Origin of the sequence: Pseudomonas sp. HMSC067G02 (assembly GCF_001813485.1) — a bacterium.
Taxonomy (GTDB): domain Bacteria; phylum Pseudomonadota; class Gammaproteobacteria; order Pseudomonadales; family Pseudomonadaceae; genus Pseudomonas; species Pseudomonas aeruginosa.
In genome coordinates this window covers 1-12706 of the sequence record NZ_KV812642.1, presented here as the reverse complement: position 1 = coordinate 12706, position 12706 = coordinate 1, and the positions used below count along the sequence as shown (strand labels likewise).

The 12706-nt window shown below is 64.0% G+C and carries 15 protein-coding genes, 1 tRNA gene and 1 pseudogene; 3 read left to right on the top strand and 14 right to left on the bottom strand.

The window, feature by feature from the left end:
• Positions 1-22 precede the first annotated feature (22 nt).
• The 7 genes from hscB to trmJ form a co-directional block, all read right to left on the bottom strand.
• Positions 23-544 (bottom strand): co-chaperone HscB, encoded by a 522-nt coding sequence (hscB, locus tag HMPREF2914_RS07990; protein WP_003092824.1) that lies wholly within the window; start codon positions 542-544, stop codon positions 23-25.
• A gap of 7 nt (positions 545-551) precedes the next feature.
• On the bottom strand, positions 552-875 hold the full coding sequence (iscA, locus tag HMPREF2914_RS07985) for an iron-sulfur cluster assembly protein IscA (RefSeq protein WP_003100617.1): 324 nt from the start codon (positions 873-875) through the stop codon (positions 552-554).
• Between the two features lie 27 nt (positions 876-902).
• Positions 903-1289, bottom strand: a complete 387-nt coding sequence (gene iscU, locus HMPREF2914_RS07980; protein ID WP_003092829.1) for a Fe-S cluster assembly scaffold IscU — start codon at positions 1287-1289, stop codon at positions 903-905.
• Between the two features lie 35 nt (positions 1290-1324).
• Entirely contained in the window at positions 1325-2539 is a 1215-nt protein-coding gene (locus tag HMPREF2914_RS07975) for an IscS subfamily cysteine desulfurase (protein ID WP_003092832.1), read from the bottom strand.
• A 29-nt stretch (positions 2540-2568) separates the two neighbouring features.
• Positions 2569-3060 carry a Fe-S cluster assembly transcriptional regulator IscR gene (gene iscR, locus HMPREF2914_RS07970; protein ID WP_003092836.1) on the bottom strand — a complete coding sequence of 164 codons (492 nt, stop codon included), beginning with the start codon at positions 3058-3060 and terminating at the stop codon, positions 2569-2571.
• Between the two features lie 144 nt (positions 3061-3204).
• Positions 3205-3981 carry a serine O-acetyltransferase gene (cysE, locus tag HMPREF2914_RS07965; protein WP_003092839.1) on the bottom strand — a complete coding sequence of 259 codons (777 nt, stop codon included), beginning with the start codon at positions 3979-3981 and terminating at the stop codon, positions 3205-3207.
• Entirely contained in the window at positions 3981-4754 is a 774-nt protein-coding gene (trmJ, locus tag HMPREF2914_RS07960; protein ID WP_023092540.1) for a tRNA (cytosine(32)/uridine(32)-2'-O)-methyltransferase TrmJ, read from the bottom strand. Before trmJ ends, cysE begins: the two co-directional genes overlap by 1 nt.
• 151 nt (positions 4755-4905) lie before the next feature.
• On the opposite strand from trmJ, the gene suhB reads away from it, so the two are divergent.
• Complete coding sequence (gene suhB / locus HMPREF2914_RS07955) at positions 4906-5721, top strand: type III secretion system regulator SuhB (RefSeq protein WP_003092845.1); 816 nt, start codon at positions 4906-4908, stop codon at positions 5719-5721.
• Between the two features lie 104 nt (positions 5722-5825).
• Here suhB and HMPREF2914_RS07950 read toward each other — a convergent pair whose 3' ends face one another.
• The 6 genes from HMPREF2914_RS07950 to queA all read right to left on the bottom strand — a co-directional run bounded on the left by HMPREF2914_RS07950 (position 5826) and on the right by queA (position 11967).
• Complete coding sequence (locus tag HMPREF2914_RS07950) at positions 5826-6374, bottom strand: glycine zipper 2TM domain-containing protein (RefSeq protein WP_003092848.1); 549 nt, start codon at positions 6372-6374, stop codon at positions 5826-5828.
• Between the two features lie 183 nt (positions 6375-6557).
• Positions 6558-7478 (bottom strand): protein translocase subunit SecF, encoded by a 921-nt coding sequence (gene secF, locus HMPREF2914_RS07945; protein WP_003092852.1) that lies wholly within the window; start codon positions 7476-7478, stop codon positions 6558-6560.
• A gap of 10 nt (positions 7479-7488) precedes the next feature.
• Positions 7489-9351: a protein translocase subunit SecD gene (gene secD, locus HMPREF2914_RS07940; protein WP_009313449.1), complete on the bottom strand. Its 1863-nt coding sequence runs from the start codon at positions 9349-9351 to the stop codon at positions 7489-7491.
• 59 nt (positions 9352-9410) lie between these two features.
• Positions 9411-9749, bottom strand: coding sequence for a preprotein translocase subunit YajC (gene yajC, locus HMPREF2914_RS07935; RefSeq protein WP_003092856.1), 339 nt, complete (start codon positions 9747-9749; stop codon positions 9411-9413).
• 43 nt (positions 9750-9792) lie between these two features.
• Complete coding sequence (tgt, locus tag HMPREF2914_RS07930) at positions 9793-10911, bottom strand: tRNA guanosine(34) transglycosylase Tgt (protein WP_003100607.1); 1119 nt, start codon at positions 10909-10911, stop codon at positions 9793-9795.
• A gap of 12 nt (positions 10912-10923) precedes the next feature.
• On the bottom strand, positions 10924-11967 hold the full coding sequence (gene queA, locus HMPREF2914_RS07925; RefSeq protein WP_003137849.1) for a tRNA preQ1(34) S-adenosylmethionine ribosyltransferase-isomerase QueA: 1044 nt from the start codon (positions 11965-11967) through the stop codon (positions 10924-10926).
• 102 nt (positions 11968-12069) lie between these two features.
• Here queA and HMPREF2914_RS07920 point away from each other — a divergent pair.
• Both HMPREF2914_RS07920 and HMPREF2914_RS33140 read left to right on the top strand, forming a co-directional pair.
• Positions 12070-12156 (top strand) — tRNA-Leu (locus HMPREF2914_RS07920).
• Positions 12157-12320: 164 nt separating this feature from the next.
• Complete coding sequence (locus tag HMPREF2914_RS33140) at positions 12321-12506, top strand: Arm DNA-binding domain-containing protein (protein WP_023980159.1); 186 nt, start codon at positions 12321-12323, stop codon at positions 12504-12506.
• A 3-nt stretch (positions 12507-12509) separates the two neighbouring features.
• On the opposite strand, the pseudogene HMPREF2914_RS32330 reads toward HMPREF2914_RS33140, so the two are convergent.
• A pseudogene (locus HMPREF2914_RS32330) lies at positions 12510-12706 on the bottom strand (IS3 family transposase); the annotation flags it as partial.

Below are 12706 nucleotides of genomic sequence, written 5' to 3'. Positions count from 1 at the left end.
TGCGACCCGGGGGCCGCAGGGATTAATCGTCGAGTCGCTCTTCCAGCTGGCGCACTTCCTGCGCGAGCTTGTCGAGGAACTGCATGCGACGGACCAGGCGTTCGGCCTCTTCGCGGCGCTGCGCATCGTCCCAGCACGCGGCGAACTCGCGCTCCAGCTCGGCCTGAGCGGCCTTGAGCCGACGCTTGAAGGTCGCCACGCCGGCCAGGTCGGCGCTGTCCTGCAACTCCTCCAGTTCCTCGCGCAGCTGCATCTGCTGCAGGAGAAACTCCGGATCCTGCACCGTAGCCTCCAAGGGCAACTCGTGACCACTCAGGGTCAACAGGTACAGGGCCCGGCGCGGAGCGCTCTTCAGGGTCTGGTAGGCCTCGTTCAGTTGCGCCGCGCGTTCCAGGGCGAGACGCTGCTCGCGCTCGGGAGCGTCGGCGAAACGGTCGGGATGGACGCTGCGCACCAACTCGCGATAGCGCTGGCCGAGCTCGTCGAGATCGACCAGGAAAGCCGGTTGCAGGTCGAACTGGGCGAAATGACAGGGTTTACCCACGCCGGCCTCAGACGTTGAAGCTTTCGCCGCAGCCGCATTCGCCACGAACGTTGGGATTGTTGAACTTGAAGCCTTCGTTGAGCCCTTCGCGAGTGAAGTCCAGCTCGGTGCCATCGAGATAGACCAGGCTTTTCGGGTCGATGATGACCTTCACGCCATGGCTCTCGAAGACCAGGTCCTCGGCCGCCAGTTCATCGACGAATTCGAGGACATAGGCAAGCCCGGAACAGCCAGTGGTGCGCACGCCAAGACGGATACCCTCGCCCTTGCCGCGCCCCTCGAGGGAGCGCTGCACGTGTTTGGCGGCGGCTTCGGTCATGCTGATGGCCATTGCAACTCCTTACTCGTCACGAGCGGCTTAGAGCAAACCCTTCTTCTGCTTGTAGTCGCGAACGGCGGCCTTGATGGCGTCTTCGGCGAGAACGGAGCAGTGGATCTTCACCGGCGGCAGGGCCAGCTCTTCGGCGATGGTGGTGTTCTTGATGGTTTCCGCCTCGTCCAGGGTCTTGCCCTTCATCCACTCGGTGGCGAGGGAGCTGGAGGCGATCGCGGAACCGCAACCGTAGGTCTTGAACTTGGCGTCTTCGATCACGCCCTGCTCGTTGACCTTGATCTGCAGGCGCATCACGTCGCCGCAGGCCGGCGCGCCGACCATGCCGGTGCCGACGTTGGGATCGGCAGCGTCGAGCTTGCCGACGTTGCGCGGGTTTTCGTAGTGGTCGATGACCTTTTCGCTATATGCCATGGCTAATCCTCACGTTTTTCCGGGGCACGAGGCGCTCAGTGCGCCTGCCATTCGACCTGGGACAGGTCGACGCCCTCTTTGTACATATCCCACAGCGGCGACAGTTCGCGCAGCTTGGAAACGGCCTCGACCACCTTCTTCGCGGCATAGTCGATCTCTTCCTCGGTGGTGAAGCGACCGAAGGTGAAGCGGATGGAGCTATGCGCCAGTTCGTCGTTGCGGCCCAGGGCGCGCAATACGTAGGACGGTTCCAGGGACGCCGAGGTACAGGCCGAACCGGAGGAGACCGCGAGGTCCTTGAGCGCCATGATCAGCGACTCGCCCTCGACGTAGTTGAAGCTGACGTTGAGGTTGTGCGGGACGCGGGAGGTCATGCTGCCGTTGATGTAGAGCTCTTCCAGGCCGTCGATCTGCGCGAAGAAGCGGTCACGGAGCGCCAGCACGCGGGCGTTCTCCTGGGCCATTTCTTCCTTGGCGATGCGGAACGCCTCGCCCATGCCGACGATCTGGTGGGTGGCCAGGGTGCCGGAACGCATGCCGCGCTCATGGCCGCCGCCGTGCATCTGACCCTCGATGCGGACGCGCGGCTTGCGCCGGACGTAGAGCGCGCCAATGCCTTTCGGGCCGTAGGTCTTGTGCGCGGAGAAGGACATCAGGTCGACCTTGAGCTTGTCCAGGTCGATCTCGACCTTGCCGGTCGACTGTGCGGCGTCGACGTGGAACAACACGCCGCGGGAGCGGGTCAGCTCGCCGATGGCGGCGATGTCGTTGACGGTGCCGATCTCGTTGTTCACGTGCATGACCGAGACCAGGATGGTGTCGTCACGCAGCGCCGCCTCGACCAGTGCCGGAGTGATCAGGCCATCTTCGCCCGGCTCCAGGTAGGTCACTTCGAAACCTTCGCGCTCCAGCTGGCGGCAGGTGTCGAGGACCGCCTTGTGCTCGATCTTCGAGGTGATGATGTGCTTGCCCTTGCCCGAGTAGAAGTGCGCGACGCCCTTGATCGCCAGGTTGTCGGACTCGGTGGCGCCGGAGGTCCAGACGATCTCGCGGGGATCGGCGTTGACCAGTTCGGCCACCTGGCGACGGGCGTTCTCCACGGCCTCCTCGGCTTTCCAGCCGAACACGTGGGAACGCGAAGCCGGGTTGCCGAAGTTGCCGTCCATCAGCAGGCATTCGCTCATTTTCTGGGCGACGCGGGGATCGACGGGAGTGGTCGCGGAGTAATCGAGGTAGATCGGCAATTTCATCAGGTAACTCCTACAGGCTGGCGCCCTGCTCAGTCGATGGCGGACGCTTCAATCTTGTCGAGACGAGGCGTCTTGCCTGAGCAACGGCGTTCGTCCTGGCGCAGCGCGACCTCCTGGACCTCCTGGCGGCTGACCAGATCGGCCAGGCTGATGCCGCTGAGGAACTCATGGATCTGCAAACTGAGGTCGCACCACAGGTGGTGGGTCAGACAGGTATCGCCGGAGTGGCAATCGCCCTGCCCCTGGCAGCGGGTCGCGTCGACGGATTCGTTGACCGCGTCGATCACCTGCGCCACATGGATGCCCGACATATGGCGGGACAGCTGGTAGCCGCCGCCCGGGCCGCGCACGCTGGTCACCAGGTTGCCACGGCGCAACTTGGCGAACAGCTGTTCGAGATAGGACAGGGAAATGCCTTGGCGTTCGGAGATATCGGCCAGCGAGACCGGACCTTGCTGAGCATGCAGCGCCAGGTCGAGCATGGCGGTTACGGCGTAGCGGCCTTTGGTGGTCAGACGCATGGGCTTTTCCCATCGGGATCATTCGGGGTTGACGCGGATTATGCTCTTATCCGAGTAATTAGGTCAACTATAAGACCGATCAAATTACTCAGGATTAGGCAAATTCAGGGCGCTACATGCTAGCAGAAAGCCGCCGGCCGCGCATTACGCGGCCGGATTGCCATCCTCGTCCTTGACCCCGGCGAAATCCTCCTCGCGCAATACCGGCAGATCCTTCGCGCAGTAGTCGCTCCCCAGGGCGGTGAGCGCCTGGCACATGCCCTCGAGCCGGCCGTCGACGGCCTGCAGGTGATCGAGCAACTGACCAATGGCACGCGCCACCGGGTCCGGCATGTCCTGGCTGACTCCGTAGGCATCGAAGCCGAGTTTCTCCGCCATCGCCTGGCGCTTGGCCTGCTGCTCGGTATCCTCGCGCATGATGATCCGCCCGGGAATGCCGACCACGGTGGCACCCGGCGGGACTTCCTTGGTCACCACGGCATTGGAGCCGACCTTGGCGCCCTCGCCGACGGTGAACGGGCCGAGCACCTTGGCACCGGCACCGACCACCACGTTGTTGCCGAGGGTGGGGTGGCGCTTGCCCTTGTTCCAGGTGGTACCGCCCAGGGTGACGCCCTGGTAGAGGGTGACGTCGTCGCCGATCTCGGCGGTTTCGCCGATGACGATGCCCATGCCGTGGTCGATGAAGAAGCGCCGGCCGATCCTGGCCCCCGGGTGGATCTCGATGCCGGTCATCCAGCGGCCGAAATTGGACACCAGGCGCGCCAGCCACTTCCAGCCGGACGTCCACAAGCCGTGGGCCAGCCGATGCAGCCAGACGGCGTGCAGGCCCGGATAACAGGTGAGGACCTCGAGTGCGTTGCGAGCCGCCGGATCACGGTGGAATACGCTTTGGATATCTTCACGCACACGTTCGAACATCAGTCGTCACTCCGCTTGTAGGACAGGCCTCGGGCCACCTTCTGGGTTTCGGTCAGGATCCCGCGCAGGATATTCATTTCCAGCTTGCTGATCGCGCTGCGCCCATACAGGCGCCGCAACCGCGACATCAGGTGGCGCGGCTTCTCCGGATCGAGGAAGCCGATATCGATCAGCGTCCTCTCCAGATGCGCGTAATAGAGTTCCAGCTCGTCGGCCGTCACCAGCTCGGTGTTGAGCATCGAGGTGGACTCGAACTTTTCCATCTTGGTCGGCTTGCCCTGGACCGCCAGCCACGCCATGCGCACCTCGTAGGTGAGCACCTGGACCGCGGCCGCCAGGTTCAGCGAGCCGAACTCGGGATCGGAGGGGATATGCACATGGAACTGGCAGCGCTGCAATTCTTCGTTGGTCAAACCCGCATATTCGCGCCCGAATACCAGGGCCACCTCGCCATTCGCCTCCAGGTGCTCCAGGCAGGTCGTCGCGCACTCGCGCGGATCCAGCAGCGGCCAGGGAATCCGCCGGTCGCGGGCGCTGGTGCCGAGCACCACGCTGCAGCCGCTCAGGGCCTCTTCCAGGGTGTCCACCACCCTTGCGGCGTCGAGGATGTCGGTGGCGCCGGAAGCCCGCGCCACCGCGTCGCCGTGGGGAAAGCTTTCCGGCTGCACCAGCACCAGTTGCGACAGGCCCATGTTCTTCATGGCACGGGCCGCCCCGCCGATGTTGCCGGGATGACTGGTGTTGACCAACACCACACGAATACGGTCGAGCAACGCCGATGCTCTCCAACGCCAAGTTACTGAAGGGTGTGAAATCCTACAGCAGAGGTCAGCTTTATACCATGCGGCCGACAGGTCGCCCTTCAAACGCCATCGGTTTCTGCTAGAATGGCCGGCTTTCTTTAACGACCCAGGTGACCTCTCCATGCAGCCTATGCTGAATATCGCCCTGCGCGCCGCTCGCAGCGCCGGTGAACTGATTTTCCGCTCCATCGAACGCCTGGATGTCATCTCGGTCAACGAGAAGGATGCCAAGGACTACGTGACCGAAGTCGATCGCGCCGCCGAGCAGACCATCGTCGCCGCGCTGCGCAAGGCCTATCCGACTCACGCGATCATGGGCGAGGAAGGCGGCTTCATCGAAGGCAGCGGCGAGGGCGCCGATTACCTCTGGGTGATCGATCCGCTGGACGGCACCACCAACTTCATCCATGGCGTACCGCACTTCGCCGTGAGCATCGCCTGCAAGTACAAGGGCCGCCTGGAGCACGCCGTGGTCCTCGACCCGGTACGCCAGGAAGAATTCACCGCCAGCCGCGGTCGCGGCGCCGCCCTCAACGGTCGCCGCCTGCGCGTCAGCGGCCGCAAGAGCCTGGAAGGCGCCCTGCTCGGCACCGGGTTCCCGTTCCGCGACAACCAGATCGACAATCTCGACAACTACCTGAACATGTTCCGCAGCCTGGTCGGCCAGACCGCCGGCATCCGCCGCGCCGGCGCCGCCAGTCTGGACCTGGCCTACGTCGCCGCCGGACGCTACGACGCCTTCTGGGAATTCGGCCTGTCCGAATGGGACATGGCGGCAGGCGCCCTGCTGGTACAGGAAGCCGGCGGCCTGGTGAGCGACTTCACCGGCAGCCACGAATTCCTCGAGAAGGGTCACATCGTCGCCGGCAACACCAAATGCTTCAAGGCACTGCTGACCACCATCCAGCCGCACCTGCCGCCGTCGCTGAAGCGCTGATCCGCCGCTGACGAAGAACCCGGCCTGGCGCCGGGTTTTTCATCTCCATGAAAATGCACAAGGGCGCCCGCGGGCGCCCTTGTGCATCATTGCGACAGTCAGGCTCAGCGCAGCGTTTCGCCCTGGCTGAGGATCAGCCGGCCATTCTTGTCGACCGGGATCTGGCTGCCCGGATCGCGCTCCATGCGGATCTGCCCGGCCTTGCCGTCGAGCATGTACTTCACGTCATAGCCGACGACCTTCTCGCTGCTGTCGTGCACGGTGCTGCAGCGGGTTTCGGTTGTGGTGTAGGTGTCACGCTCCTGCATGCCTTCCTGCACCTTGTTGCCGGCGTAGCCGCCGCCGACGGCGCCGGCCACGGTGGCGATCTTCTTGCCGGTACCGCCGCCGATCTGGTTGCCCAGCAAGCCGCCGACCACCGCACCGATGGCGGTACCGGCGATCTGGTGCTGGTCCTTGACCGGACGCTGGCGGGTCACGGCCACGTCCTTGCAGACCTGGCGCGGCGTCTTGATGGTTTCCTTGACCGGCTGGACAGCGACGACCTCGGCGTAGTCGGGACCGCGATCCACCAGGCTATAGGTGGCTACCGCGCCACCTGCGGTCACGCCTACGGCACCCAGAACGGCCCCGACGAGCATCGACTTGTTCACATGTACCTCCTGGCTTTCATCCAATGCGGGCTATGTTCGCCCTTTGCCTTGCCTAGGACTGGGCAAAAACCACCAAGTTCCAGGCTCCCGACAAACGTTTCGTTGGCGCAGATACGAAAACTCCCGCCAAAAGCGGGAGTCCTCGAGTGACCGGCAGGCGCCGGAGTGCCGAACCAGAGCGCCTCAGGGGCGATCGTCGACGGTGTCCTTGGCCTGCGGCGGGATCAGGTCCTCGCTGGTCAGGTTCAGCCAGATCAAGACCACGTTGGCGATGTAGATCGACGAGTAGGTACCCGCCATTACACCGACGAACAGGGCGATGGAGAAACCGAACAGGTTGTCGCCGCCGAAGAACAGCAGCGCGGCGATGGCCAGCAGCGTGGAGACCGAGGTGGCGATGGTGCGCAACAGGGTCTGGCTGGTGGAGATGTTCAGGTTCTCGATCAGACTGGCCTTGCGCAGCACGCGGAAGTTCTCGCGCACCCGGTCGAAGATCACGATGGTGTCGTTCAGCGAGTAACCGACCACCGCCAGCACAGCGGCGAGGACGGTCAGGTCGAAGGTCACCTGGAAGAACGACAGCACGCCCATCACGATGATCGCATCGTGCACCAGCGAGAGGATCGCGCCGAGGGCGAACTTCCACTGGAAGCGGAAGCCGACGTACAGCAGGATGCCGCCCAGCGCCAGGAGCATGCCGAGGCCGCCCTGGTCGCGCAGCTCTTCACCCACCTGCGGGCCGACGTACTCGACCCGCTTCAGGTTCGCCGGGTTGCCGGTATCGGCCTGCTGCAAGGCGGTAGCGACCTTCTTGCCCAGTTCCGGGTCCTCGCTGGGCATCCGCACCAGCACGTCGCGGGCGTCGCCGAAGCTCTGCACCACGGCGTCCTCGTAGCCGGCGCCGACCAGTTGACCGCGCACCTTGCCGAGATCGGCCGGTTGTTCGTAGGTCAGCTCGATCAGCGTACCGCCGGTGAAGTCGAGGCCGAAGTTGATGCCCTTGGTGAACCAGCTGCCCAGGGCGATGACGGTCAGGATCAGGGTAACGGCAAACGCGATGTTGCGGATGCCCATGAAGTTGATGGTACCGATCTTGATATTCATCTCAGTCCCCTTAGATCCACAGCTTCTTGAAGTCACGCCCGCCGAAGATCAGGTTGACCATTGCGCGGGTGACCATGATGGCCGTGAACATCGAGGTGATGATGCCGAGCGACATGGTCACGGCAAATCCTTTCACCGGGCCGGTGCCCATGGCGTAGAGGATGCCGCCGACCAGCAGCGAGGTCAGGTTGGCGTCGAGAATCGCGGTGAAGGCACGGTTGAAGCCTTCGTGGATCGCCCGCTGGACCGACATGCCGTTGGCCAGCTCCTCGCGTATCCGCGAGAAGATCAGCACGTTGGCGTCCACCGCCATACCCATGGTCAGCACGATACCGGCGATGCCCGGCAGGGTCAGGGTCGCGCCGAGGACCGACATCAGCGCCACCAGCATGACCATGTTGAAGGCCAGCGCAACGGTGGCGATCACGCCGAAGAAACGGTAGATGACGATGATGAACAGCGATACGAAGAGCATGCCCCAGAGCGACGCATCGACACCCTTGGCGATGTTGTCCGCCCCCAGGCTCGGGCCGATGGTGCGTTCTTCGGCGAAGTACATCGGTGCAGCCAGGCCGCCGGCACGCAGCAGCAGGGCCAGTTCGGAGGACTCGCCCGGGCCATCGAGGCCGGTGATGCGGAACTGGTTGCCCAGCGGCGACTGGATGGTCGCCAGACTGATGATCTGCTTCTCTTCCTTGAACGCCGGAACCGCGACCTCCTTCTCGACGCCATCGACCATCTGCTTGGTGTAGCGGGTCACCGGCTTCTGCTCGATGAACACCACCGCCATGCTGCGGCCGACGTTGTTGCGGGTGGCGCGGTTCATCAGCTCGCCGCCGTGGCCATCCAGGCGGATGTTCACTTGCGGGCGGCCGTTCTCGTCGAAACTGGCGCTGGCGTCGGTGACCTGGTCGCCGGTGATGATCACCCCGCGCTCCAGCGGCACCGGCGGACGGCGCGGCTCGCGGAACTCGAAGGTCTCGGTGGCGGACTTCAGGGCGTCCGGCTCGGCGGCCAGGCGGAATTCGAGGTTAGCGGTCTTGCCGAGGATTCGCTTGGCTTCCGCGGTGTCCTGCACGCCCGGCAGCTCGACCACGATGCGATTGGCGCCCTGGCGCTGCACCAGCGGCTCGGATACGCCCAGCTCGTTGACCCGGTTGCGGACGGTGGTGAGGTTCTGCTTGATGGAGTACTCGCGGATTTCCGCCAGTTTGGCCTGGGTCAGGGCGACACGCAGGACCTGCAGGCCGTTGCGCTCTTCGGGCACGACCTCGAAATCGCGGAAGTCCTTGGCGATCAGGCTGCGCGCCTTGTCCAGGGATTCGCTGTCGGTGAAGCCGAGCTGGATCGCGCGATCCTGGATCGGCAGGCTGCGGTAGCGCACGCGCTCCTTGCGCAGCAGGCTCTTCACTTCGCTTTCATAGACCTTCAGGCGGGCATCGACCGCCTTGTCCATGTCCACTTCCAGCAGGAAGTGCACGCCGCCGGACAGGTCCAGGCCGAGCTTCATTGGGCTGCCGCCCAGCTTGCGCAGCCACTCGGGAGTGGTCTGGGCCAGGTTCAGCGCCACCACGTAGTCGTCGCCCAGGGTCCGGCGCACCACTTCCTTGGCGGGAAGCTGGTCGTCCTGCTTGACCAGGCGGATCAGGCCGCCCTTCTTCGACAGGCTGTTGGCCTTCACCGCGATACCGGCGTCGGTCAGCGCCTTGGCAGCGCGGTCGACGTCGGCCTGGGTGACCTGCAGCGCCGTGCTGGCGCCGCTGATCTGCACCGCCGGGTCGTCCGGGTAGAGGTTGGGTGCGGAATAGATGAACCCGACGGCGAGGACCGCCAGGATCAGCAGATATTTCCACAGAGGATACTTGTTGAGCATGACACCGCCCGTTATGACGCGGGGCGCCTTGCGCGCCCCGTCATGTGTTTAGGTGAAAATCAGATCGCTTTCAGGGTGCCTTTCGGCAGGGTCGCGGCAATCGCGGCCTTCTGGAACTTCAGCTCGACGTTGTCGGAAACCTCGACGACGACGAAATCGTCGGCGACCTTGGTCACCTTGCCGGCGATACCGCCGGAAGTGACGACTTCGTCACCTTTTTGCAGGTTGCCCAGCAGGTTCTTGTGTTCCTTGGCGCGCTTGGCCTGGGGACGCCAGATCATCAGGTAGAAGATGACCAGGAAACCGACCAGGAAGACCCACTCGAAACCGGTGCCGGCCGGGCCAGCGGCTGCCGGAGCGGCTGCGTCGGCGTAGGCAGCGGGAATTAGAAAGCTCATGTAGCACTCCTGTCACAAAGCAATAGAGTTGGATAAAGGAAAGTCAGGCATCCAGCGGCGGCGTGGGAAGGCCGCGCTTGGCATAGAAGGCATCGACAAAGGCGGCCAATGTACCCTGTTGGATTGCCTCGCGCAAACCAGCCATAACCCGCTGATAATGCCGCAAGTTGTGGATGGTATTGAGCATGCTACCGAGCATTTCCCCGCACTTGTCCAAGTGGTGCAGATAGGCGCGGGAAAAATGTTTGCAGGTGTAACAGTCGCAGGTCGGGTCGAGCGTGGAGTCGTCGTGCTTGTGTACCGAGTTGCGGATCTTGATCACCCCGCTGTCGACGAACAGGTGGCCGTTGCGCGCATTGCGCGTCGGCATCACACAGTCGAACATGTCCACGCCGCGGCGCACGCCTTCCACCAGGTCTTCCGGCTTGCCCACGCCCATCAGGTAGCGCGGCTTGTCGGCCGGCATCTGCGGCGGCAGGAAATCGAGCACGCGGATCATCTCTTCCTTCGGCTCGCCCACCGACAAACCACCGATGGCCAGGCCGTCGAAGCCGATCTCCTGCAAGCCATCCAGCGAGCGCAGGCGCAGGTCCTCGTGCATACCGCCCTGGACGATGCCGAACAGCGCCGACGGGCTATCGCCATGGGCGATCTTCGAGCGCTTGGCCCAGCGCAGCGACAGCTCCATGGAGCGCTTGGCGACGTCATGGTCGGCCGGGTACGGCGTGCATTCGTCGAAGATCATCACGATGTCCGAGCCCAGGGCGCGTTGCACCGCCATGGACTCCTCCGGCCCCATGAAGACCTTGGCGCCGTCCACCGGCGAGGCGAAGGTCACGCCCTCCTCCTTGATCTTGCGCATGGCTCCCAGGCTGAACACCTGGAAACCGCCGGAATCGGTGAGGATCGGGCCTTTCCACTGCATGAAGTCGTGCAGGTCGCCGTGGCGCTGGATCACCTCGGTGCCCGGGCGCAACCAGAGATGGAAGGTGTTGCCGAGGATGATCTGCGCGCCGATGTCCTCGATGTCGCGCGGCAACATGCCCTTCACCGTGCCGTAGGTGCCCACCGGCATGAAGGCCGGGGTCTCGACCACGCCGCGGGGGAAGGTCAGGCGGCCGCGACGGGCCTTGCCGTCGGTCGCCAGCAGCTCGAAGTTCATGAAGCTCATGGATCAGTCCTCGGGTCCGCGGGGCGCGGGATTGCGGGTGATGAACATGGCATCACCGTAACTGAAGAAGCGATAGCCCTGCGCCACCGCCGCGGCGTAGGCGGCCATGGTCTCCGGGTAGCCGGCGAAGGCCGAGACCAGCATCAGCAGGGTGGATTCGGGCAGGTGGAAGTTGGTGACCAGGGCATCGACCACATGGAACGGCCGGCCCGGGTAGATGAAGATGTCGGTGTCGCCGCTGAAGGGCTTCAGCTCACCGTCGCGTGCCGCGCTTTCCAGCGAGCGCACGCTGGTGGTGCCGACGGCGACTACCCGGCCCCCGCGAGCCCGGCAGGCGGAAACCGCGTCCACCACGTCCTGGCCGACCTCCAGCCATTCGCGGTGCATCACATGGTCCTCGATGCGCTCGACACGCACCGGCTGGAAGGTACCGGCGCCGACATGCAGGGTAACGAAGGCGGTATCCACCCCCTTCGCGCGGATCGCCTCGAGCAGCGCCTCATCGAAGTGCAGGCCGGCGGTCGGGGCCGCCACCGCACCGGCGCGCTGGGCGTAGACGGTCTGGTAGCGCTCGCGGTCGGCCGCATCGTCCGGTCGGTCGATATAGGGAGGCAACGGCATGTGCCCGACCCGCTCCAGCAAAGGCAGCACAGGCTCGGCGAAAGCGAGTTCGAACAGAGCGTCGTGGCGTTGCAGCATCTCCGCGCTGCCACCGCCTTCGACGAGGATCCGCGTACCGGGCTTGGGCGCCTTGCTGGCGCGTATGTGGGCAAGCACCCGGTGCTGGTCGAGCACGCGCTCGACCAGGACTTCCAGCTTGCCACCGGACTCCTTCTGGCCGAACAGGCGCGCCGGGATCACCCGGGTATTGTTGAACACCATCAGGTCGCCCGGACGCAGGTAGTCCAGGAGATCGGCGAATTGTCTGTGGGCGAGGGTTCCCGTCGGGCCATCCAGCGCCAACAGGCGGCTTGCGCGGCGTTCAGGCAGGGGATGACGGGCGATCAGGGCCTCGGGCAAGTCGAAATGAAAATCGGCGACACGCATGGGGAGACTCTCGAAAGGCCGCGTAGCTTACCGGAAATGTGTTTTCCCCGCCACGAACCCGATTGACCAACGGTAGGCGCCTCCCTATACTGCGCCGCCATTGCCTCGGTGGCGGAATCGGTAGACGCGGCGGATTCAAAATCCGTTTCTGGCGACAGAGTGAGAGTTCGAGTCTCTCCCGAGGCACCACCACATTGTTTCTAGGACTTCCCAAGAAATCCCGAAACCCACGAAGAACCGGCCCTCTGGCCGGTTTTTTGTTGCCTGCGATTCCCAACCAAACCCTTGTAAGCCCATCGATTTGGGGGCATATATGGGGGGATCTGAATTCGGTCAAGGACGATTCCCCCAGAATGAGCGCAACCCTCGACGACTCGGGCTTCTCAGCCCTGCAGCCCAAAGACCGTCCCTACAAGGTAAGTGCCGGCGCCAGCCTCTTCCTGGAGGTGAATCCCCACGGTTCGAAACTGTGGCGACTCAAATACCTAGTGAGAGGGACTGAGAAAGGGTTGGCGCTCGGCACCTATCCAACGATGTAGTGGTCAACCCATCCCGGACAGTGGGTTGAGTTTTTCTTCGGCCACCGCAGGTGGTAACCCGTCGTTGAATTGATGCGGCCTGATCCAGTTGTAGCGGTGCATCAGGTAATGACTGATGTCCCGTTGGGCCTCCCGCGCCATCAGGTAATCCGTTGACGGGACCCGATCCGACTTCAGACTGCGGAACAGGCGCTCCATCG

What these genes read in the sequence shown, in the direction of transcription:
- iscA (WP_003100617.1), bottom strand. Translation starts at nt 875, where the DNA reads ATGGCCATCAGCATGACCGAAGCCGCCGCCAAACACGTGCAGCGCTCC.
- iscU (WP_003092829.1), bottom strand. Translation starts at nt 1,289, where the DNA reads ATGGCATATAGCGAAAAGGTCATCGACCACTACGAAAACCCGCGCAAC.
- HMPREF2914_RS07975 (WP_003092832.1), bottom strand. Translation starts at nt 2,539, where the DNA reads ATGAAATTGCCGATCTACCTCGATTACTCCGCGACCACTCCCGTCGAT.
- iscR (WP_003092836.1), bottom strand. Translation starts at nt 3,060, where the DNA reads ATGCGTCTGACCACCAAAGGCCGCTACGCCGTAACCGCCATGCTCGAC.
- cysE (WP_003092839.1), bottom strand. Translation starts at nt 3,981, where the DNA reads ATGTTCGAACGTGTGCGTGAAGATATCCAAAGCGTATTCCACCGTGAT.
- suhB (WP_003092845.1), top strand. Translation starts at nt 4,906, where the DNA reads ATGCAGCCTATGCTGAATATCGCCCTGCGCGCCGCTCGCAGCGCCGGT.
- secF (WP_003092852.1), bottom strand. Translation starts at nt 7,478, where the DNA reads ATGAATATCAAGATCGGTACCATCAACTTCATGGGCATCCGCAACATC.
- secD (WP_009313449.1), bottom strand. Translation starts at nt 9,351, where the DNA reads ATGCTCAACAAGTATCCTCTGTGGAAATATCTGCTGATCCTGGCGGTC.
- yajC (WP_003092856.1), bottom strand. Translation starts at nt 9,749, where the DNA reads ATGAGCTTTCTAATTCCCGCTGCCTACGCCGACGCAGCCGCTCCGGCA.
- tgt (WP_003100607.1), bottom strand. Translation starts at nt 10,911, where the DNA reads ATGAACTTCGAGCTGCTGGCGACCGACGGCAAGGCCCGTCGCGGCCGC.
- queA (WP_003137849.1), bottom strand. Translation starts at nt 11,967, where the DNA reads ATGCGTGTCGCCGATTTTCATTTCGACTTGCCCGAGGCCCTGATCGCC.
- HMPREF2914_RS33140 (WP_023980159.1), top strand. Translation starts at nt 12,321, where the DNA reads ATGAGCGCAACCCTCGACGACTCGGGCTTCTCAGCCCTGCAGCCCAAA.